At 73.1% G+C, this 19,283-nt stretch carries 23 protein-coding genes and 1 other annotated feature; of the genes, 8 read left to right on the top strand and 15 right to left on the bottom strand.

The genetic code is table 11. From position 1 onward, the window contains the following. Nucleotides 1-943: IS3 family transposase (locus ACYVOF_RS00005; protein WP_460863102.1), on the top strand; the 943-nt coding region annotated here is incomplete at its 5' end. A 259-nt stretch (nucleotides 944-1,202) separates the two neighbouring features. Here ACYVOF_RS00005 and ACYVOF_RS00010 read toward each other — a convergent pair. From ACYVOF_RS00010 to ACYVOF_RS00030, 5 genes are all read right to left on the bottom strand, one after another. After that, nucleotides 1,203-1,601, bottom strand: a complete 399-nt coding sequence (locus ACYVOF_RS00010; RefSeq protein WP_460863104.1) for a hypothetical protein — start codon at nucleotides 1,599-1,601, stop codon at nucleotides 1,203-1,205. Nucleotides 1,602-2,133: 532 nt separating this feature from the next. Continuing rightward, nucleotides 2,134-2,946 (bottom strand): sulfite exporter TauE/SafE family protein, encoded by an 813-nt coding sequence (locus ACYVOF_RS00015; RefSeq protein WP_460863106.1) that lies wholly within the window; start codon nucleotides 2,944-2,946, stop codon nucleotides 2,134-2,136. 3 nt (nucleotides 2,947-2,949) lie between these two features. Then, nucleotides 2,950-4,314 carry an MBL fold metallo-hydrolase gene (locus ACYVOF_RS00020; RefSeq protein WP_460863109.1) on the bottom strand — a complete coding sequence of 455 codons (1,365 nt, stop codon included), beginning with the start codon at nucleotides 4,312-4,314 and terminating at the stop codon, nucleotides 2,950-2,952. Nucleotides 4,315-4,415: 101 nt separating this feature from the next. Beyond that, nucleotides 4,416-4,574 carry a hypothetical protein gene (locus ACYVOF_RS00025; RefSeq protein WP_460863111.1) on the bottom strand — a complete coding sequence of 53 codons (159 nt, stop codon included), beginning with the start codon at nucleotides 4,572-4,574 and terminating at the stop codon, nucleotides 4,416-4,418. 88 nt (nucleotides 4,575-4,662) lie between these two features. After that, on the bottom strand, nucleotides 4,663-6,807 hold the full coding sequence (locus ACYVOF_RS00030) for an MMPL family transporter (RefSeq protein ID WP_460863469.1): 2,145 nt from the start codon (nucleotides 6,805-6,807) through the stop codon (nucleotides 4,663-4,665). A gap of 169 nt (nucleotides 6,808-6,976) precedes the next feature. Between ACYVOF_RS00030 and ACYVOF_RS00035 the strand changes: the two genes are divergently transcribed. From ACYVOF_RS00035 to ACYVOF_RS00060, 6 genes are all read left to right on the top strand, one after another. Next, nucleotides 6,977-7,243, top strand: a complete 267-nt coding sequence (locus ACYVOF_RS00035) for a metal-sensitive transcriptional regulator (RefSeq protein WP_460863112.1) — start codon at nucleotides 6,977-6,979, stop codon at nucleotides 7,241-7,243. A gap of 92 nt (nucleotides 7,244-7,335) precedes the next feature. Next, complete coding sequence (locus ACYVOF_RS00040; protein ID WP_460863115.1) at nucleotides 7,336-7,728, top strand: DUF302 domain-containing protein; 393 nt, start codon at nucleotides 7,336-7,338, stop codon at nucleotides 7,726-7,728. 204 nt (nucleotides 7,729-7,932) lie between these two features. Beyond that, the gene (locus tag ACYVOF_RS00045; RefSeq protein ID WP_460863471.1) at nucleotides 7,933-8,592 is read left to right on the top strand and encodes a VIT1/CCC1 transporter family protein; all 660 of its coding nucleotides are present in this window, start codon (nucleotides 7,933-7,935) and stop codon (nucleotides 8,590-8,592) included. Nucleotides 8,593-8,729: 137 nt separating this feature from the next. Then, nucleotides 8,730-9,149, top strand: a complete 420-nt coding sequence (locus ACYVOF_RS00050; RefSeq protein WP_460863117.1) for a DUF6153 family protein — start codon at nucleotides 8,730-8,732, stop codon at nucleotides 9,147-9,149. A gap of 96 nt (nucleotides 9,150-9,245) precedes the next feature. Beyond that, nucleotides 9,246-9,851, top strand: a complete 606-nt coding sequence (locus ACYVOF_RS00055; RefSeq protein WP_460863119.1) for a DUF305 domain-containing protein — start codon at nucleotides 9,246-9,248, stop codon at nucleotides 9,849-9,851. A gap of 144 nt (nucleotides 9,852-9,995) precedes the next feature. After that, entirely contained in the window at nucleotides 9,996-10,472 is a 477-nt protein-coding gene (locus ACYVOF_RS00060; RefSeq protein WP_460863122.1) for a DUF4396 domain-containing protein, read from the top strand. A gap of 137 nt (nucleotides 10,473-10,609) precedes the next feature. Here the strand turns inward: ACYVOF_RS00060 and ACYVOF_RS00065 are convergent, their stop codons facing one another. The 6 genes from ACYVOF_RS00065 to ACYVOF_RS00090 all read right to left on the bottom strand — a co-directional run bounded on the left by ACYVOF_RS00065 (nucleotide 10,610) and on the right by ACYVOF_RS00090 (nucleotide 15,490). After that, nucleotides 10,610-11,698 carry a cation diffusion facilitator family transporter gene (locus ACYVOF_RS00065; protein ID WP_460863124.1) on the bottom strand — a complete coding sequence of 363 codons (1,089 nt, stop codon included), beginning with the start codon at nucleotides 11,696-11,698 and terminating at the stop codon, nucleotides 10,610-10,612. After that, complete coding sequence (locus ACYVOF_RS00070; protein WP_460863126.1) at nucleotides 11,695-12,090, bottom strand: ArsR/SmtB family transcription factor; 396 nt, start codon at nucleotides 12,088-12,090, stop codon at nucleotides 11,695-11,697. The genes ACYVOF_RS00065 and ACYVOF_RS00070 overlap by 4 nt, the downstream gene beginning before the upstream one ends. 127 nt (nucleotides 12,091-12,217) lie before the next feature. Then, complete coding sequence (locus ACYVOF_RS00075; RefSeq protein ID WP_460863129.1) at nucleotides 12,218-12,841, bottom strand: phosphatase PAP2 family protein; 624 nt, start codon at nucleotides 12,839-12,841, stop codon at nucleotides 12,218-12,220. Nucleotides 12,842-13,077: 236 nt separating this feature from the next. Continuing rightward, nucleotides 13,078-13,293, bottom strand: a complete 216-nt coding sequence (locus ACYVOF_RS00080; RefSeq protein ID WP_460863132.1) for a MucR family transcriptional regulator — start codon at nucleotides 13,291-13,293, stop codon at nucleotides 13,078-13,080. A gap of 332 nt (nucleotides 13,294-13,625) precedes the next feature. Then, the gene (locus tag ACYVOF_RS00085; RefSeq protein ID WP_460863135.1) at nucleotides 13,626-14,504 is read right to left on the bottom strand and encodes a DNA/RNA non-specific endonuclease; all 879 of its coding nucleotides are present in this window, start codon (nucleotides 14,502-14,504) and stop codon (nucleotides 13,626-13,628) included. A 74-nt stretch (nucleotides 14,505-14,578) separates the two neighbouring features. After that, the gene (locus ACYVOF_RS00090; RefSeq protein WP_460863137.1) at nucleotides 14,579-15,490 is read right to left on the bottom strand and encodes a GGDEF domain-containing protein; all 912 of its coding nucleotides are present in this window, start codon (nucleotides 15,488-15,490) and stop codon (nucleotides 14,579-14,581) included. A 380-nt stretch (nucleotides 15,491-15,870) separates the two neighbouring features. Between ACYVOF_RS00090 and ACYVOF_RS00095 the strand changes: the two genes are divergently transcribed. Then, a complete protein-coding gene (locus ACYVOF_RS00095) occupies nucleotides 15,871-16,044 on the top strand; it encodes a hypothetical protein (RefSeq protein ID WP_460863139.1) in 174 nt (57 codons plus the stop codon). A 41-nt stretch (nucleotides 16,045-16,085) separates the two neighbouring features. Here the strand turns inward: ACYVOF_RS00095 and ACYVOF_RS00100 are convergent, their stop codons facing one another. From ACYVOF_RS00100 to ACYVOF_RS00115, 4 genes are all read right to left on the bottom strand, one after another. After that, nucleotides 16,086-16,715, bottom strand: a complete 630-nt coding sequence (locus ACYVOF_RS00100; RefSeq protein WP_460863141.1) for a DnaB-like helicase N-terminal domain-containing protein — start codon at nucleotides 16,713-16,715, stop codon at nucleotides 16,086-16,088. Nucleotides 16,716-16,749: 34 nt separating this feature from the next. Next, nucleotides 16,750-17,052: a hypothetical protein gene (locus tag ACYVOF_RS00105; protein WP_460863143.1), complete on the bottom strand. Its 303-nt coding sequence runs from the start codon at nucleotides 17,050-17,052 to the stop codon at nucleotides 16,750-16,752. 114 nt (nucleotides 17,053-17,166) lie between these two features. Next, entirely contained in the window at nucleotides 17,167-17,541 is a 375-nt protein-coding gene (locus ACYVOF_RS00110) for a hypothetical protein (RefSeq protein WP_460863145.1), read from the bottom strand. A 471-nt stretch (nucleotides 17,542-18,012) separates the two neighbouring features. Continuing rightward, a protein-coding gene (locus ACYVOF_RS00115) for an IS3 family transposase (RefSeq protein WP_460863147.1) occupies nucleotides 18,013-19,262 on the bottom strand; the annotation gives its coding sequence in 2 pieces (ribosomal slippage) (nucleotides 18,013-18,983 and nucleotides 18,983-19,262; 1,251 coding nt in all). Beyond that, nucleotides 18,871-18,984: a sequence feature (AL1L pseudoknot), on the bottom strand. (Overlaps the previous gene by 114 nt.) Nucleotides 19,263-19,283 lie beyond the last annotated feature (21 nt).

Here is a 19,283-nt window from a genome sequence, read left to right on the forward strand (position 1 = left end):
CGGAGTCACACGTACCGGCCGAGGCCCAGCCTCTCAGCCGGCCACGGGCCAGCCACCGCCATTACAGAGCTACCCGCTGGTCCGTGACCTGGCCGCCGAGGGGATTCCGGTGCGGCTGACCTGCGGGGTGCTCGGCCACTCGACCCAGGCCTACTACGCCTGGCTGCGCCACCCCGTCAGCCGCCGCGACCTCGACGACGCCTACCTCATCAACGCGCTCAGAGACGCCCACGGCGACGACCCCGAGTTCGGCTACCGGCTGCTCTCCGACGAGCTCGCCCGGCTCGGGGAGACCGTCGGGGAGCGGCGGGTGTGGCGGCTGTGCTCCCAGCAGAAGCTGTGGTCGGCGACCGTGCGCAAGGGCCGCCGCGGCAGCGGCAAGACCCCCGGACCAGCCGTGCACGACGACCACGTGCACCGCGACTTCACCGCCGCGCGCCCGAACCAGGTGTGGGTCACCGACATCACCGAGCACCCCACCAGTGAGGGCAAGCTCTACTGCTGCCTGATCAAGGACCTGTTCAGCAACCGCATCGTCGGCTACGCACTCGACGAACGGATGACCGCCCAGCTCGCCGTGAGCGCCCTGCGAGCAGCCGTCGCCCGCCGCCAGCCCACCAGCGTCGTCATCGTCCACTCCGACCGCGGCAGCCAGTTCCGAGCTCGAAGCTTTCGGGCCGTGCTCACCGCCGCCGGGCTGCAGGGCTCCATGGGCCGGGTCGCCGCCGCCGGGGACAACGCGGCCATGGAGTCATTCAACTCGCTGCTGCAGAAGAACGTCCTGAACCGCCGCCGCTGGCGCACCCGCGACGAGCTCCACACCGCCGTCGTGCACTGGGTCGAGCACACCTACAACAACCGGCGCCGCCAACGCACGCTCGGCAAGCTCACCCCCGTCGAGTACGAGCTCGCCTTCACCCGTCAGGCCGCACCCGCGGCATGATCCAAGCCAAACAGTGTCAACCAGATCTGCAGCAGACCCCGGCAGTGAGTCGGCAATGCCCAAGGTTGAGCAATGTTTCGCGCCGCATGATGATTGTTCTACGAGTAGGTGTTCGCTCACCGGGCGGTTGCACCACGGCCGGCACCTCTCGACCAGGATCCGGACGTGCGGCTCACGTCTCCGCGACCCGGTTGCCGTCGGGTCAGACCGAAGTTGGTTGCGCGCGGCTGGCCTGATCTCGAGGCGTCAGGTGAGGTTTTCAGCGCCCGAGGGTGAACAGGCGCAGACGGTCGATCTTGACGTTGTGGCCTTCCGCGGTGCATGCATTCTCGACCCGGCCCTCGTTAGTCACCAGCGCCTGACCGGAATCAGTGTTGAGTTGTCCCAGGTCCAGGGTGTCGGTGGGCAGATCGGCCACAAGCTGATCTAGACGTTCGCGTACTGCCCCGGTGGCCGCCAAGGACGCCTTGTCGATGTCATTGACGGCTGCGTCCTTCGCGTTCTGCCACTGGACCACCGACATCGAGCCCTTCCCGTTGTAGGTCAGGGCCACCAGGGAGTTGTTTGCGGTCGCGAACGCCGCACACGCCGCGGCGTTCGCATCCGTCGCGTCGCCCTCGTCGCTCGACCCGCATGCGGTCAGCGGCAGCAACACCACAGCCGCGAGGGTGAGACGCATTGCTGCGGTGCGATGCACGGATCCTCCGGAAGTTCTGCGTAGCCGCACCCGGAGGCGTATCGGCTGCGCGCGGGCGATGAGACGCCAGCGAACAGCAGCGGCGCCGTAGCCGAAAATTACCGGTATGACCACACCTCGCGTGACCCTTTGCCCGAATAGAGGGACATCCCAGCTCTCTATAGAGGCGACGCTGCCCCGACCGAGGGGGAGGTCGGGAGCAGTGGTGCGGCGTTGGCCGCGCCGAGCTGGGGACGACCATCTATCGGGTACTACTAGGGTGTGAGGCTGGAACGGCGTCGCAAAATCAACCGTTGATGACACTGGTTGGTAGGCGCGGTGGCGGGTCCTAGTTTGGGTTGGGTGGTGAGCTGGCGAGGAGCACGCGCAGGGCGGCCTCCGAGGTGCGGCCGCGCGCCGTGAGCCGATTGAGAGCAGCCCACGGCGCACAGTGGTGGGGCGGGGCCCAGTGCGGGCACCAGTGTGGGCGCCGACGGGGCCAGGGCGCGGCGGGCTACAGCGAGGTCCCCGCCTGGACCGCGACGTAGGCCGCGACCAGGACGAGCAGCGCGACGAAGCCGCGGGTGAGCACGCGGGCGGGGACGTGCTGGGCGACGCGGCCCCCGAGCAGCGAGGTGGCCACGGCGGCCGCGGTGAACGGCAGCACCACGCGCCAGGGCACGTCGACGTGGCCCCACCGGGCGAGCAGTCCTGCCCCGCTGTTCAGGGCGATGACGACCAGGGAGGTGGCGGCGGCGACCGGCATCGGCAGCTCGAGTGCCAGCACGAGGGCGGGGACGATGACGAAACCCCCACCCACGCCGAAGAACCCGGTCAGCAGGCCCACCCCGAGGGCGGCGGCGACCACGACGGTGCGCCGGGCGGTGGTGCTGCGGTGCCGGGTGGCCACTGCGGTGCCGCCACCGGCTCCGGCCGCGTTGCCCGCCGAGCGCACCGTGCGCGCCGTGCGCCGGTCGCGGTGCACCATCCCGGCCGCGGCGACGAGCATGAGCACCGCGAAGCCCAGGAGCAGCACGGCGGGCGGGACGTGGTGGCTGGCCAGGCTGCCCAGCAGCGCGGTCAGCGAACCGAGCAGGCCGAACACCAGGCCCGGTCCCCATCGCACGCGGCCGCACCGGTGGTGCTCCGCGGCGGCCACGATCGAGGTGACCCCGACGATGACCAGCGACGCCGTGGTGGCGGTGGCCGTGCCCTGTCCGAGGCCGTAGACGAGGACCGGGACGGTGAGGATGGACCCACCGCCTCCGAGCGCGCCGAGGAGCAGGCCGATCACCGCCCCGGCCAGCAGGGCCACCAGGAGGCCCACCGCTCAGGCCGCCGGGGCGGCAGCGACCTCGAGGCCGGCGGTGGCCGCGTCGTCGAAGGCGGCGTCGACGTGGACGGCCTCACGGCCGGCCCGGTCCAGGATGCTGGCGGCGACCCCGGCCCGGTAGCCGGAGCCGCAGTGCACCCACACCTCGCCCGTCGGTACCTCGTCGAGTCGGCCGAGGAGCTCGTGCAGCGGGATGTTGAGCACCCCCGGCAGGTGACCGGCCGCGTGCTCGTCGGTGCGGCGCACGTCGAGCAGGACGAGGGGCTGCTCGTCGCGCACCTCGGCCCAGCCCGCCCGGCGGTAGCCCCGCACCGGGTGCCCGGGGGCGGCGGCGAGCGGGTCGCCGAGCACGGCGGCCGGGTGGTCCCAGCCGATGCGGGCCAGCTCGCGCACGGCGGTGGCGACGTCGTCCTGCTCGCCGAGCAGGGTCAGCGGCTCGCCCCAGGGCAGGGTCCACCCGAGGTAGGTCAGGAAGCTGGCCCCGGGCTCGAAGGAGAGGGTGCCGGCCAGGTGCCCGTCGGCGAAGGCGCGGCGCGTGCGCAGGTCGACCACCCAGCCGCCGTCGTCGAGCCGGCGCCGCAGCTCCGGCGCGGAGAGCGGCGCGGGCACGGTGAGGTCAGGGGCGGCCGGGCCGTGGGCGTTGGCCGGGCCCATGTGCGCGTAGTAGGTGGGGTACGCGGCCAGGCCTGCGACCAGCTCGGCGACGAAGCGGTCCTCGTCCTCGGTGGTCAGGGCGTGGTTGGTGCGGCGCTCCTCCCCCACCGTCGAGCTCCGCGCCCCGGTCGCGGGGCCCGATGAGCAGAACGACCCGAAGCCGTGCGTCGGGTACAGCGCGGCCGAGTCGTCCGCGGCGGCGGCCAGGGCGCGCACGGAGTGGAACTGGTCGTGGGTGAGGCCGTCGGTGTCGGCCGGGGCGACCAGGTCGGTGCGGCCGACCGAGCCGTAGAGCAGGCTGCCCCCGGAGAACACGGCCTGCTCGGCACCGTCGAGCGCCCCGGCGTCGGACACGACGTAGGACAGGTGGGTGTGGGTGTGCCCCGGCGTCGCGACGACGCGCACGGTGAGCCCGCCCACGGCCACCTCCTCGCCGTCGCGGACGGGCCGCCGGTCGAAGTCGACCTCGTCGGCCGCGTTGACCAGGTAGTCCACGCCCAGCGCGCGGGCGAGGTGGTGCCCGCCGGTGACGTAGTCGTTGTGCAGGTGGGTCTCCGCGACCGCAGCGATGCGCACGCCCAGCCGGTCGGCGAGCGCGGTCACGCGGTCGGTGTCGCGCTGCGGGTCCACGACGAGCGCCGTGGCGCCGTCGTGCACCAGGTAGGTGCGGTCCCCGAGCGACGGGGTCTCGATGGTCTCGACGTGCATGGTCACTCCTCGCTTTTCGTACGGACATGCGTGTGGTTCCGCGCTCACCGGTCTCGTGGGTGTCGGAGACCGCGGCGCTGCGGCGGGGCTCGTCTCAGGTCTCAGCCACGGCCGAACCACCGCCGCCTTGCCGGGGCCGGGGTGCGGTCGCAGGTGCAGCGCTGCGAGGTGGGGACACCGGCCATGACGGTGTCGACGTGCTGGCCGCAGCCGGCCCAGGTGGTCTTGCTGCAGGTGCTGCAGGTCGCTGCTCGGCACATGGTGGTTCTCCTTCTCGGTGGGGTCGGCGAGGTGGGGTCGAGCGAGGTGGGGTCGATCGGGGTGGGGTCGAGCGGGGTGGGGTCGGGGTCAGCCGTGGGCGAAGCTGATGGTGGGCAGGACCCGGCGCAGCCAGGCGGGTGACCACCAGGCGGCGTGGCCGGTGAGGCGCAGGATCACCGGGAGCAGCACGAGGCGGACGAGGACGGCGTCGAGCAGGACGGCGACGCCGAGGATGATGCCCATCTCCTCGGGGGGCAGCGGGTCGGCGAGGGCGAAGGTGAAGAACACCGCGACCATGACCGCGGCGGCGGCGGCGATGACCCGACCGGAGTGGGCGAGCCCGTCGACCTGCGCGGTGCGGGGGTCACCGGAGGTCTCGTAGTGCTCCTTGGCCGTGGTGAGCAGGAAGACGGTGTAGTCCATGGCGATCGCGAAGATCATGGCGAAGAAGAACACCGGTCCCCAGCCGTCGAGGAAGCCCTGCGGGGTGAACCCGAGCAGGCTCGCCCCGACCCCGTCCTGGAAGACGAGCTTGGCGACGCCAAAGGCGGCGGCGGTGGAGAGCAGGCTGACCAGGGTGCCGAGCAGAGCGATGAGCGGGGCCTGCAGCGCGACGAGCAGGAGCAGGAAGCCGAGCGCCAGGATGATTCCGACGACCAGCGGCAGGTAGGTGTTCAGCGCGGACTGGAGGTCGAGGTTCTCCGCCGGGGCGCCGCCAACCAGGGCGGAGGCGGGGAGGTCGGCGCGCAGGGTGTCCAGGATCCCGCCCATCGCCGCGTCCGAGGGGTCCGTCCGCGGGATGGCCTGCAGCAGGACCAGGTCGGTGCCGTCGGTGGCGGGCTGGGCCGGGGTGACCGCGGCGATGCCCGGGGTGGCCGCGGCCGTGGACGCGGCTGCGGGGGCGTCGGCGGTGGGGACGACGACCTGCAGCGCGCCGGGGGCACCCGGGCCGAAGTCGGCCTGCACCTGCTCGTAGCCCTGCCGCACGGCGGAGTCGGCCGGGACGACGGCGATGGAGGGCATCGCGACCTTGAGCCCCAGGACGGGGGCGGCGAGCGCGAGGAGCACCAGCACGGAGCCGACTGCGAAGGGCCAGGGGTGGCGGTGCAGCAGCGACCCCCAGGACGCGAAGCGGGGTGAGCGGTGCTCCTGCTCGCGGGCCCAGGGCAGCGACCCGGCGTTGACCCGGGTACCGAGCTTGGCCAGGACCGCGGGGAGCAGCGTCATCGTGGCAGCCAGCACGAAGACGACGGCCAGCATGATCCCGACGGCCATGGTGCGGACCGCCGGGGCGGGGACGACGAGCACGGCGGACAGGCTGACCAGCACGGTCAGGCCCGAGAGGACGACGGCCTTGCCCGCGGTGTCCATGGTCTCCGCGACAGCGGCCCGCGGGTCGCCGGACCGGCGCAGCGCGTCGCGGAAGCGGGAGACGAGGAACAGGGCGTAGTCGATGCCCAGGGCCAGGGCGAACATCATCGCGAAGTTCATGGCCCACACCGAGATCGGGGTGACGGTGTTGAGCAGCACCAGGCCCCCGGCGGAGGCGACGAGGCCGGCCATGGTCAGCAGCAGCGGCAGCCCGGCGGCCACGAGGGAGCCGAACGCCAGCACCATGATCGCCAGGGTGACCGGCCAGGAGAACAGCTCGGCCTGGATCATCGCCGAGTGGTTGGCGGCGTTGAAGTCGCTCCACAACGCGGACGACCCCGTCGGGTAGACCTCGATCCCCCCACCGGACAGGGCGGTCAGCCGGTCCTTGGTGTCGTCGAGGGCCTTCACCATCTCGTCGGTGGTGCCGTTCGCCCCGGCCAGCAGGATCCCCGTGTGACCGTCCGGGCTGACCGTCATCCCCGGCTGCGGGGCGACGACCTCGCCGAAGCGGGGGTCGGACCGGAACACCGTGGCGGCCTGGGTGAGGACCTGCTGGAACGCCGGGTCGGTGACCACGGCGGTGTCGGAGTGCACGACGAGCTGCACCGCCGCCGACGAGGCGCCCCCGAAGTGGGCCTGGGCGAGCTCGCGGACCTGCACCGACTCCGAGCCGTTCGCCTGCCACCCCGCCCCGGCGAGCGAGCTGAACACCGACGGGGCCAGTGCCCCCAGGGCCACCGCCAGCAGCAGCCACACGGTGATCACCCACCGGAACCGGTCGGCCATCACGGTGCCCAGGCGGGCCAGCGGCCCCCCGGTCAGGCCCACGGCACCCGGGGGTGACGGGCGTCGGGTCATGGCGGTGCGGGTGCTCACGGGGACTCCTCCAGAGGTGTCGACCAGTCTCAACTGAGTACCCCGGGGGGTACCTGTGAGACGACGGTAGCACTACCCCCGGGGGTACCGGTAGGGTCGTGTGCAGGGACGGGCCGTCCGCCTCTCCCCCGCCCGACAGGAGCACCCGCCCGTGGAGATCGACACGACTCAGCTCACCGAGGTGCTGGCCCGGCTGCGCCGGGTCCAGGGCCAGGTCGGCGGGGTCATCCGCATGATCGAGGCCGGCGAGGACTGCGCGAAGGTCGTCACCCAGCTCGCGGCCGCGTCGAAGGCGCTGGACAAGGCCGGGTTCCAGATCATCGCCACCGGCCTGCGGCAGTGCCTCACCACCAGCGAGGGCGAGGCCCAGGCCGTGGACCAGGCCCAGCTGGAGAAGCTCTTCCTCTCCCTCGCCTGAGCCACCGACGGCCCCGGCACCCAGCGCCCGAACGGACAACCACCGGCCCGACCACCACTTCCCCGACCACCACCACCGCACCGGAGGACACCATGACCACCTACGAGCACAGCGTCACCCTCGAGCTCGGCTACGACGAGGCCGTCACCGCCACCAAGGCCGCGCTCGCCGAGCAGGGCTTCGGTGTCCTCACCGAGATCGACGTCCAGGCCACCATGAAGGCCAAGCGGGACAAGGACATGGAGCCCTACGTCATCCTCGGGGCCTGCAACCCCGCCCTGGCCGAGCAGGCCATCGACGCCGACCGCGCCACCGGGGTCCTCCTGCCCTGCAACGTCGTCGTCCGCGGGCACGGCACCGGCAGCGTCGTCCACGTCCTCGACCCGCAGCTCATGGCCTCGGTCACCGACCTCCCCACCATGACCACCCTCGCCGACGAGGCCACCACCCGCCTCGACGCCGTCCTGGCCGCCCTCGCCAGCTAAACCCCACCCCCCCACCAGCCAGGTGCGGGTGGTACGGGTGGCGCCACCGTCCCGCTGAGAAACCGGCCGGGGCGTGATGCACTGGCTTGCGTGAGCGACGCCCCGCAGCCCCCCGCCCGACCGTCCGGCGCCCAGGTCGACGCGGCCGGGCACGGTGCCCCGACCCACGACGGGGAGCCGCACTCCGACGCCAGCCAGGGCAAGCTGAACTGGCTGCGCGCCGGGGTCCTCGGCGCCAACGACGGCATCGTCTCCACCGCCGGCATCGTCGTCGGCGTCGCCGGCGCCACCAGCGAGACCGGACCCATCTTCACCGCCGGCCTCGCAGGCCTGGTCGCCGGCGCGGTGTCGATGGCCCTCGGGGAGTACATCTCCGTCAGCACCCAACGCGACAGCGAGACCGCCCTGCTCGCCAAGGAACGCCGCGAGCTGACCGAGACCCCGGAGGACGAGCTCCGCGAGCTGACCGCGATCTACCAGGCCAAGGGCCTCACCGCGGCCACCGCCGCCCAGGTCGCCACCGAGCTCACCGCACACGACGCCCTCGGCGCACACCTCGACGCCGAGCTCGGCATGGACCCCGACGACCTCGCGAACCCCGTCACCGCCGCCCTCGCCTCCGCCGTCGCGTTCACCCTCGGCGCCCTGCTCCCCCTCGTCGCGATCCTGCTGCCACCCCCCGCGTTCCGGGTCCCCGTCACCGTTATCGCCGTCCTGCTCGCCCTCGCCCTCGCCGGCGCCGCCAGCGCCCGCATCGGCGGCAGCGCCCCCGGCCGCGCCGTCACCCGCGTCGTCATCGGCGGCGCCGCCGGACTCGCCCTCACCTACGCCATCGGCTCCCTCTTCGGCACCGCCATCGGCTGACCCACCGGGCACTGCCCCACCCGGGGAGCAGCCCCACCCACACTGGTGGCCACCCGATGGGGGGTCGCGCGTGGTCATGGTCCGTCCTGACCCCGGCACCGGGTGCCGGCCGGTCGAGGCGGCGCTAGCGTGGTCGGGTGAGCACCCACGCGACCCCACGCAGCGTGCTGCTGGTGGTCGCGCTCGTGCTGGGGATCCTCGGGATGCACGCGATGATGGGCCCGGTCGGTGGGGCGATGCCGATGGCTTCGGCGGGTTCCGCGGCCGCGACCGCCGGTGGGCACCACGACGGAGCCGACCCCACGCCGGCGGCGGCGGGCGAGGCGTGCCCGGGGTGCGACGCCCCCGCCGGTCACCACACCGGCCACTCGGTGGCCTCGATGTGCCTGGCGGTCCTGGGCGGGACGCTGCTGCTGGCCGTCCTCGCCGCGGTCCTGCTGCGCTGGGCGTCACCAGTGGGCGGTGCTCGCCCTGCCGTCGCCCGGCGTCGCCGCACCAGCCGGGGCCCACCACCGCACCAGGTCTCGCTGCTCCAGCTCTGCCTGCAGCGGGTGTGAAAGGAAGACCGGACACCCCCACGGGGGTGCCCGGTCGACGTCGACGGCGTGAGCGCCACCCACACCCCTGACACGACCCTGCCCTGGAGACCCCCTGTGAAGCTGTCCCTCGTCCTGCCCACCGCCACCGCTGTCCTCGCGATCACCCTCACCGGGTGCTCGACCGACGCCCCCACCAGCGGCGCCCCGAGCTCGGCGGCGGCCGGGTCGTCGACCACCGCGGCCGGCGCGGTCTTCACCGACGCCGACGTCACCTTCCTCACCGACATGTACCCCCACCACGCCCAAGCCCTCGAGATGGCCACCCTGGTCGAGGGGCGCAGCACCAACCAGGCCGTCATCGACCTGGCCACCAAAATCAAGGGTGAGCAGCAGCCGGAGATGGACACCATGACCACCCTGCTCACCAGCTTCGGCAAGCCCGCCCCGACCACCACCGGGGGCATGGACACCTCCGGGGCGTCCGGCATGGCGGGAATGATGAGCCCGCAGGACATGATCCGCCTCGGGACCCTCACCGGCGCCGAGTTCGACACGACCTGGCTGACGATGATGGTCGCCCACCACACCGGGGCCATCGAGATGGCCAACGCCGAGCTCTCGGCCGGGACCAACCCCGACACCCGCCAGCTCGCCACCGCCATCATCGCCGCGCAGCAGGCCGAGATCGACACCATGAACGGGCTCCTCGCCCAGTCCTGACCCGGGACACCGGCAACGGCCGGGCGCCCCGAGCGCCCGGCCGTTCCCCAACCCGGGCGCCAGCGTGACCAGACTCCGAGGAATACCCCTGGGGGGGTACCCGGGTTGGACCACGCGACGCCCGTCGACCCGGAGGAGGACACCGTGGACCACAGCACCACCAGCAGCCCGTCGTGGACGACCGTGGCCTGGCCGGACGCCGCCCGCGCCACGCTGCACTGCCTGACCGGGTGCGCGATCGGCGAGGTCCTCGGCATGGTCGTCGCGACCGCCCTCGGCTGGGGCAACGCCGCGACCATCGTGCTGTCGATCGTGCTCGCCTTCGCGTTCGGCTACAGCCTGACCGCCCGCGGGCTGCTCGCCGCCGGGCTGGCCCTGACCGCCGCGGTCACCACCGCCCTCGCCGCGGACACCGTCTCCATCGCGGTCATGGAGGTCGTCGACAACACCGTCGTCGCGGCCATCCCCGGGGCGCTCGACGCCGGGCTGGCCAACCCGCTGTTCTGGGTGTCCCTGGCCGTCTCGCTCGCGCTCGCGTTCGTCGTGACCACCCCGGTCAACCGGTGGATGATCTCCCGCGGACGCGGCCACGCCGTCGCCCACGCCGCCCACACCCACTGAGCACGGATCACACCGCGCAGGTCAGTCGCTCCCCCCTCCCTGGGCTCCGAAGCCCACAGGCGACGACTGGTCGGTGGAGTCGCAACCCGGCGGGCAGGGATAACAGCCTGGGCTGCGTGTCCACCCCGCGAGGTGTGTCAGTGGTGGTGGGCGAGGACCTGGTGCTGGGCCGCCCCGGGTTCCCCGGCCGGGCTGAGGTGGATGGTGGCGTCGACGAGGCGGGGGACGTCGTGCAGGAGCTGGTGGTGCGCGGTCACGGCGATCGCGTGGCCGTCCACCACGGACAGGGTCGGGTCGACGAGCAGGGCGGCCTCGGCCCGCATCCGGTGCCCGACCCACCGCAGCTTCAGTGCCTCCACCCCTTCGACCCCGGGGACCGTCATCAGAGACGCCTCCGCGGTGTCGACCAGGGTCGGGTCGACGGCATCCATGAGGCGCCGGCCGATGTCGGTGACCGCGCCGCGGAGCACCACCAGGATCGCCAGGGTGATGAGGATCCCGACGACGGGGTCGGCCAGGGGGAACCCGGCCAGCACCCCCAGGGCGCCGACCACGACGGCGAGGGAGGTGAACCCGTCGGTGCGGGCGTGCAAACCGTCGGCGACCAGCGCCGCCGAGCCGATCCGGCGCCCGACCCGGATGCGGTAGAGGGCGACGAGCTCGTTACCGGCGAACCCAATCACCCCGGCGGCGATGACCACCCCGACGTGGGTGACGGGCTGCGGGTCCAGCAGCCGACGCACCGACTCGACCCCGGCCACCAGCGCGGACGCGGCGATCATCAGGACGATGAACACCCCGGCGAGGTCCTCCGCCCGGCCGTAGCCGTAGGTGAACCGCCGGGTCGCGGCGCGGCGGCCCAGCACAAACGCCGCCCATAGCGGGATCGCCGTCAGGGCGTCGGAGAAGTTGTGGATCGTGTCCGCCAGCAGCGCCACCGACCCGGTCAGCAGCACCACCACCAGCTGCGCCACCGCGGTCACCCCCAGCACCGCGAGGCTGATCTTCACCGCCCGGATGCCGTCGGTGCTGCCCTCCAGCGCAGAGTCCACGGAGTCCACCGCGTCGTGGGAGTGCGGACGCACCAACGACAGCACGAACCCCACCATCCCACCCCGGTGCCCAGCCTCACCATCGTGGCCGTACCCATGACCATGCCCGTGCCCGTGGCCCACCGGGAGGTCGTCGGCCCCGTGCTCGTCCGGAGGGTGCTCGTAGGTGCTCATCGGCGGCCGCTCCGGTCCCGCGCGACCGGCAGCTCGGCAGGGTCGGCGTCGGCCTGGTGATGGGTGGGCACGTCGGTGCCGGCGTGCTCGGCGTTGAACACCGCGTCCTCCACCAGCTGACGGACATGGGAGTTGTCCAGGCGGTAGAACACCTTGGTGCCCTCCCGGCGGGTGCTCACCAACCGGGCCAGCCGCATCTTCGCCAAGTGCTGCGACATCGACGCCGCCGGCCGCCCCACCACCGACGCCAGCTCGTTCACCGACAGCTCCGTCTCCCGCAACGCCCACAACATCTGCAGACGCGTCACGTCGGCAAGCATCCGGAACGTCTCCACCGCCAGCTCGACATGCTCGACCGCCGGCTGCTCTCGACCTACATTACCTGCGTGCATGACTAGATAATGACACACAGGTGCTGAGTGGGCGGCGGCGCCCGTAATCTCCGCAACGCCCCCCCGCGAATGTTGGGCGGTGCATTTGACCCTGCTCGTCGGTCGACGGGTCGGCACCGCCTGGCGGTTACGTGTCGGCGGTGACCGGTCGGGCAGGGCGGGGCGGCTGCGGTGCACCCAGGACCGCGGCGAGTCCTGCTCGCCCGCGGCCCCAGCCGGCCAGGCGGGTCGCGGGCCCGCGGAGCAGGACCCAGCCGACCCCGGCGACGACCGCGCCCACGGCGAGCCCGGCCAGGACGTCACCGGGGTAGTGGACCCCGACGTAGACCCGGGCCGCGGCCATCAGCACCGCCAGAACCGCGGTGACCCCACCGAGGCGGCGGGAGACCAGGAGCAGACCCACCACCGCCGCCCCGGCCATGGTCGCGTGGTCCGACGGGAACGACGGGTCGCTGGACCGGTCGATCAGGGTCAACGCGTCGGGGTGCACCGTGTACGGGCGCGGCCCGTGGACCAGTGCGACGACGGGCTGGTTCAGCGCCACCGCGACCGGCACCGACACCACTGCCCACACCGCCGCGGCCACCGTCCGGTCGCCGCTGCGCCGGGCCACGAGCAGGCCCGCGACGAGCAGCAGCCCGAACAGCACCACCCCGTACTTCGCGTACCCCACCGCGACCGGGTGCAGCCACCCGCTCGACCGGGCGAACCCGTTGACCGTGTCGAACACCTGCTGGTTCACCGAGGACATGCGTCGCGCTCCGTCTCACTGTTGTGCCGCCACCGCCGTCTGCGGGCCTGCCGGCCGGCGGCGCGGCACAGGGCCAGGACGGCGCTTTGGTGCCGACCACCGAGGTTAGGGGCGCTGCGGGAGAGATGTGCGGCGCGCTCAGCGGGCTCTCAGCAGGCAGGTCGGCGGCGGCGCCGGGCGCCCGCAGGTCCTGCACCCCTGCGGGTCGGCGGTCAACGGACCGCGTAGGTGGGTGGTCAGCTGCGGCGGGTGGCGGGAGCGCTCAGCGACGTCGCCGCCGACAGGCCGTGGGCTGTGCGGTACGCCGCGGCGGTGAGACCGTGGACCTGGTTGGCGTGGGTGCCCAGCGACCGGCGGGTCACCCCACACTCGTGGCAGCGGACCTCCTCCCCGCCCAGCACCGTCTCGAGCTGCCCGTACCGGCCGAACCCGTCGACCGCCCCCTGCTCCAAAGGGTTGGTCTTGCCCGCCGTTCGCCCGCTGCACCCGCAGAACGGGACCGATGCTGAGAGCCCACACAGCCGCCAGCGCCGCGGATCTGACGAACCGGCCCCACCTCCGGCAAGATCGGCTCCGGCGCGGGAACCCGACAGGGCGACCACCCGCCGACGGTCACACCCCCCGTGCCCGCCGCGGCCAGCCCCACCACGGCCCCTCGACTCAACCCCCCTGGTCGAGGGGTCGTGGTGCGCCACCACCCGGAGGTCGTCCAGCCCCGAACCCCTCGACGGTGGCGGGCCCGGTTCCGGCCGCGCCCGGGCCGGAGCCGGCGGGTCGGGTTGGGTCAGCGTCCGAGGGTGATGTCGGTGTGCTGGTGCAGCCGTCGCCATCCGGGGCCGACCAGGTCTGCGTGCTCACCGAGGCTGAGCCCGTCCCCGGTGGCGGTGGTGGGTGCGGGCAGCCGGTCGGCGGCGGCGAGCTGGGCCAGACCCAGCCCGGTGAGCTCGGCGATGTCGGCGATAGGGACCTGGTAGGTGAGGAACTCCCCCGGCGACACCGGCGCCCCCGCGGTGACCCCGACAGCGAGGATCGCGGCGATGAGGGTGGTCTGGTCCAACAGGTACCCGGTCGCGCCGAGCCGGTCGTCGGCGTCGAGGAACGCGGCGACCTTGAAGAACCGGCGCGGGACCTGCACCCCCCGGTACACCGGGTCGTCGGGGTGCAGGACCGGGCCGGTGAACACGACCAGACGGCGCTGCTGGGTGGCGGCGTTGGCCAGGAGGTAGTCCTCCAACCCGGCCCACAGGGTGGGGCCCTGGTTGAACACCGCCGCCTGCGGGGCGGCGTTGGTGAAGTGGAACGTGTCCACGTTCGCCGCCACCGCCACTGGACGGGGCCCCCACACCGCGTCCCGGCGCCGCACCAGGTGACCCCGGTCGAAGTCGTTGCCCGCATAGACCTGCGGCCCCGTCTGCTGCGTCACCGGCACCCTTGGGTCGAACTCCCAGTCGATGCCGGACCGGGGCAGGTCGAGCACGGTGTCCCCGTCGATCCCCACCCCGGTGACCGCAGCCAACCGCCGGTCGGGGCGCAGCAGCACCGAGAAGTGGGTGTAGGCCAGCAGCCGCACCGGGACCGGGTCCACCGGGGCCGGCAACCCCACCCGCACCCCCAGGAACTCCTCGTCGAACCCCGCCCCCACACCCGTGCCCGCCGCCGTCATGGGCGGCACCGTAGGAGACGGAGGTGACCGGCAGGTGCCGGCGGGACCCGCGGCAGCCGTGACGCGGTGCCCGATCAGCTGGTTGTGGTCCGGTGGCGGTGCTTGTCGGCGTACATCGCGGTGTCCGCTGCCCGCAGCAGCACCGACACCGTGACCTGCTCCCCGACCCCGCCGGGGTGGATGGGGGTGGTGTGGGAGGCGGCGCCGACCGACACCGCCAGCGGCACCACCTCCGAGGATGGGGTGGGGGTGGCGGCGATGGTGGCCCGCAGGTCGGCGACCAGCTGGAGGGTGCGGGCGGGGGTGGTGTCAGGGCACCACACCGCGAACTCGTCCCCGCCGAGCCGGACCGCGACCTCCCCCACCTCGAGGCTCTCCCGGACCCGGCGGGCAACCTCGACCAGGGCGGTGTCCCCAGCTGCGTGCCCGTGGGCGTCGTTGACGGCCTTGAACCCGTCGAGGTCGAGCATCACCACCGCACACCTCACCCCCACCGCGGTCCCCGCGTCGAGGGGGTCGACCTCTACGGTGCCGTTCCCCAGGACGCGGGCGGCCTCGGTCTCCAGGTGGGACCGATTGCCCAGCCCGGTCAGCGGGTCATGGGTGGCCCGGTGCACCAGCTGCGCCTCGAGGGCCTTCTGCTCGGTGATGTCATCCACATGCATGACGAGGTGCTCCGGGCTGGTCGCCCCCGGTGGGACCCGTGAGGTGCTGACCCGCGTCCACACCACCGACCCGTCGGGGCGGGTGAACCGGCACTGCATCCGCACCGGCACCACCGACCCGGCCATCCGCCCGCAGCTGGCCCGGGCCGCGTCCCGGTCCTCAACGTGGGTGAACCCGAACAGGCTGTCCCCCACGACCGACTCGACGCTGCGCCCCAGGATGCGACCCAACGTGGGGTTGACCGCGGTCACCACCCCCTCCGGGGTCAGCACCGCGATCCCTGTCGGGGCGTTGTCGAACGCGCTCCGCAGCTCCGCCACACCCACCCGGTGCACAGATGTCACCTCAACCGGGTCGCCCATCATGGGAGTGTGCCCGACCGGCCCCGGCGCGGTACCCGTGCCGGCCGGGTCGTCACACCGGTAGCGCGTCCTGGTCCACGGTCCGCCAGCGGGGACGTCGCCGGCCACCGCCGCCGGCTCCGCCTCCACGCCGCCTCGACGTCGGCCCCGCTACTGTTCTGTCTGCGCCCACCTCTCAGGGTGGGTATCGGGGTTCCCTGACGACGCGGGTGCTGCCGACCGCGGTGAGCCCACCGGGTGTCCTGGCCGATCCGGCCGGGGCATCCGGTGCCCGCCGGCGCCCCTCACGCGAGGGCAGCGAGCCGAGAGCCCCGTGTTTACGTTGTAAAGTCGCTTCGGTGCTGGAGACCCCGCCCGGGCCGCGGGCCCAGAGTGTGCTGACGCCGTGCGCGGTGCTGGCCTGCGACAGGAGCGCGGCCACGGTGCTCGACCTGACGGTGGGCCCGGCGGAGCCGGTGGAGATCCCGGTGTGTCAGCGCCACGGGGTCCTCCTCGTCGGCCGGTCCGAGTAGCCCGGCCGGCCGCCGCCCCCCAAGCGGGTCGACCCGGGTCCTCAGCCGCCGAGGGCGGAGCGGATCCGGACGAGGCGTTGGGTGGCGGTGCGCTGCTGGCGGCCGACGGCGAGCAGGTGGGTGAACAGCTCGGACTCGGGGAGCTCTGTGGCGGCCTGGGCGAGCCGGGTGGCGGCGGTGTGGAAACCGCGCCGGTAGGCGGCCCCGGCCACGGCGAGCGCGTAGTGCGATGCCGTCTCGGGGTCGGCGCCGGCGGTGGTGACGTCGGCCAGGCCCCGGAGCAGCCGGGTGCCGCGGTGGTCGGGCCCGTCGCCCTTCGCGGTGATGGCCGCGGCGATGCTCGCCGGGTCGTGCGGGATGCCCTTGCTGACGTGGGAGGCGATGAGCTCGAACAGGTCGCAGTACCGGGGCTCGTAGAAGTCGAGCGGGACCAGGGTGGTGGTGATGAGCCTCGCGTCGGCGGCCGGCGACCACAGCAGGGCGCACAGGGCGAGGGCTTCGGCGTCGGTGCGGGGATCGACCGCGAGGTCGTCCAGGCCGAGCTCGGTCCCGTTCTCACCACCGGTGTCGGTGCCGACCTCGTCGGCGTCGGTGTCGAAGTCCCGGGGTGCGGGCGTGCGGAAGGTGACGGGCTGGTGGTCGACGCTCGCCGCCTCCCTCCCCCTGTCCAAGCCGATGTTGCTGAACATGGTGACTGCCCCCGTCTCAGGCCGCGTGGTGGCGCGGTCGGGTGTCGGCGGGGCCGGTGATCTCGTCACGGAGCTGGTGGGCGGCCCGCCGCGTGGCGTCGGGGTCGTAAGCCCCGCGCCGGTCATACGCCGGCGCGAGGTGGGTCTCGGCGGTGTCGACACGAACGGTAACCGCGTGGGTGGCGGGCCCGTCCCACCCGAGGGTGGTGGGGGCGTGGGTGTTCAGCCATCCGGCGGCGGCGGTGGTCGCCTGGTCGGCGGCCCGGTGCAGGGTGTCGGTGCAGCCGCTCTCGCCGCTGCTGATGGTCCAGACGATCATGGTGTGCTCCTTCGCTGGTCCTAAGGTTGATTGTCCCGCACCCGGTGGGTGCGGTGGGGTCGTTTCTGGTGCGGGGCCGGCCGTGGGGTTGGGGAAGCCCCGCACCCGCGCTGCTCAGGTGGTGGCCATCTCCCGGGCGAGGTGGAGCACGGCGGGGCCGAAGTCGGCGGCGGGCATCCCCCACGTCGGCAGGCACCGCAGGCCCCCGCCCGGGGTGGTGACCATGAGGACGACCCCGCTGGACGTGGGCACGCAGTAGGTGTCGATCGTGGTGCCGCACAGGTGGGTCCGGACCAGCGACCAGCAGGCGTGGGGCCCGGCGAGGGACTCGGCCGACCCGCCTGCGTGGGTGAGACGTCGGACGGGGCCGGGGGCCCCGGCGGCGAGGATCGCGAGGACGAGGGCGGCGGCGTAGGCGGCGCTGATCTCCCCCAACGTCGACCCGGCCGGGGCAGTGGTGCTGGTGCAGTTGTCGATGGTGGTGGTCATGGCTGCCTCCAGGGCGGTGAGCGCCCAGGTCAACCGGCACCGGGATCAGCAGGTGGGTCCTGCCAACCAATCCCCAGGGCCGCCCGAGCACGCAGTGCTCACGGGGCCGCCCCAGGGGCGGCCGGAGCGCAGCGGAGGCCGAGGTGCGGGGGTTCCGGGTCACCCGATCCGGTGGGCTCGCGCAGCGAGGTGAGCGCAGCGATCCCCTGGCCCGGCGGATCGGGTGGCCCGGGTTCATCGGGCCCCTGCCCTGGGGTGGCGCCCACCCTTGACCACGTCGGGCGGCCGGGGGATCAGAAGCCGGGGCCCGGGAGCGAGGCACGAGCGGGAGGGACCCGGTCCCCAGCACCGGGGCGGCCACGGGTTTTGGTCGGCCCGGTTCCGAGTCGGTGCCGCAGGCGCCGGCCCTTCGCCCTTTATCGGTGGTGCCACCTGGACCACGACGGCGGCCAGGTCTGTCTCGCCCTGGGTTCAGTGGAGGCTCGGTAGTGCCGCCTCGGCGTCTGCCGGGGTGGGGTTCTGACGGTAGTGCTCGGTCTCGTGCTCGATGGGCGGGACGAGTCCGATCTCGCCGTGTAGGCGTCGGTGGTTGAACCAGTCGACGTACTCGGCGACGGCGATTTCGAGGTCGTCGATGCCCCTCCAGGGGCCCTTGTTGCGGACTAGCTCGGCCTTGAACAGCGAGTTGAACGCCTCCGCGAGCGCGTTGTCATAGGAGTCGCCGGTCGACCCGACGGAGGCGACGGCGCCGGCCTCGGCGAGCCGCTCGGTGTACCGCACGGCGACGTACTGCACCCCCTTGTCGCTGTGATGCAGCAGGTTTCGGGTGTCATGACCCTCCCGTGCCCGGGTCCACAGCCCCATCTCGAGGGCGTCGAGGGCCAGGTCGGTGCGCAAGCTTTTCGAGAGCTGCCAGCCCACCACCCGCCGGGAGAACACATCGACGACGAACGCTGCGTACACCCACCCTGCGAACGTGCGGCAGTAGGTGATGTCGGCGACCCACAGCTGCCCTGGGGTGGTGGCGGTGAAGTTCCGCTCCACGAGGTCCGGGCGGGTGTCCGGGCCGCTGCCGGGGATGGTGGTCCGTGGCCCCTTCGCGCGGGTGACCCCGCGCAGCCCAGCGCCGCGCATGAGCCGCTCCACGGTGCACCGGGCCACTGGGCGGCCCCCGACCTGGTGACCGGCCCGGCGCAGCGCGGCGTGGACCTTGCGGGCCCCGTAGACCCCGTAGTTCTCCGCGTGCACCGCCCTGATCACCTCGGTGGTGGCCGTGTCGGTGACCGACCGCGCCGAGGGTGGGCGGGTCTTCGCTGCGTAGTAGGTGCTCGGGGCGACCTGCAGGACCTCGCAGATCGGCTCGACCCCGAACTCGGCGCGGTGGGCGTCGATGAACTCGCTGGTCATCGTTGTGGGCGGTCGAGCTCCGCCGCGAAGAAAGCCGACGCCGACCGCAATATGGCGTTCGCCCGCCGCAGCTCCCGGTTCTCCCGCTCCAGCACCGCCAGCCTGTCGGCATCAGTGCTGGTGGTGCCGGGTCTGTGACCGCCGTCGATCTCGGCCTGCACCACCCAGCCCCGCAACGTCTCGGTGTTGATGCCCAGCTGCTCACCGATCCGCTGACACGCCCCCGGACGCGACGCCGGATCACACCGGGCCTCGACCGTCAACCGGATCGCCCGCTCCCGAAGCTCGTCCGGGTACTTCCGTGGTGCTGCCATGACCCTCATCCTCCGTGGATT

The sequence above is a fragment of the Rhodococcus aerolatus genome, from assembly GCF_054783215.1.

Excerpts from the sequence above, each read along its gene's own strand:
- ACYVOF_RS00020 (WP_460863109.1), bottom strand. The coding sequence starts at position 4,314 with ATGCACGTCGAGACCATCGAGACCCCGTCGCTCGGGGACCGCACCTAC.
- ACYVOF_RS00025 (WP_460863111.1), bottom strand. The coding sequence starts at position 4,574 with ATGTGCCGAGCAGCGACCTGCAGCACCTGCAGCAAGACCACCTGGGCC.
- ACYVOF_RS00030 (WP_460863469.1), bottom strand. The coding sequence starts at position 6,807 with ATGACCCGACGCCCGTCACCCCCGGGTGCCGTGGGCCTGACCGGGGGG.
- ACYVOF_RS00040 (WP_460863115.1), top strand. The coding sequence starts at position 7,336 with ATGACCACCTACGAGCACAGCGTCACCCTCGAGCTCGGCTACGACGAG.
- ACYVOF_RS00065 (WP_460863124.1), bottom strand. The coding sequence starts at position 11,698 with ATGAGCACCTACGAGCACCCTCCGGACGAGCACGGGGCCGACGACCTC.
- ACYVOF_RS00070 (WP_460863126.1), bottom strand. The coding sequence starts at position 12,090 with ATGCACGCAGGTAATGTAGGTCGAGAGCAGCCGGCGGTCGAGCATGTC.
- ACYVOF_RS00075 (WP_460863129.1), bottom strand. The coding sequence starts at position 12,841 with ATGTCCTCGGTGAACCAGCAGGTGTTCGACACGGTCAACGGGTTCGCC.
- ACYVOF_RS00085 (WP_460863135.1), bottom strand. The coding sequence starts at position 14,504 with ATGACGGCGGCGGGCACGGGTGTGGGGGCGGGGTTCGACGAGGAGTTC.
- ACYVOF_RS00105 (WP_460863143.1), bottom strand. The coding sequence starts at position 17,052 with ATGATCGTCTGGACCATCAGCAGCGGCGAGAGCGGCTGCACCGACACC.
- ACYVOF_RS00110 (WP_460863145.1), bottom strand. The coding sequence starts at position 17,541 with ATGACCACCACCATCGACAACTGCACCAGCACCACTGCCCCGGCCGGG.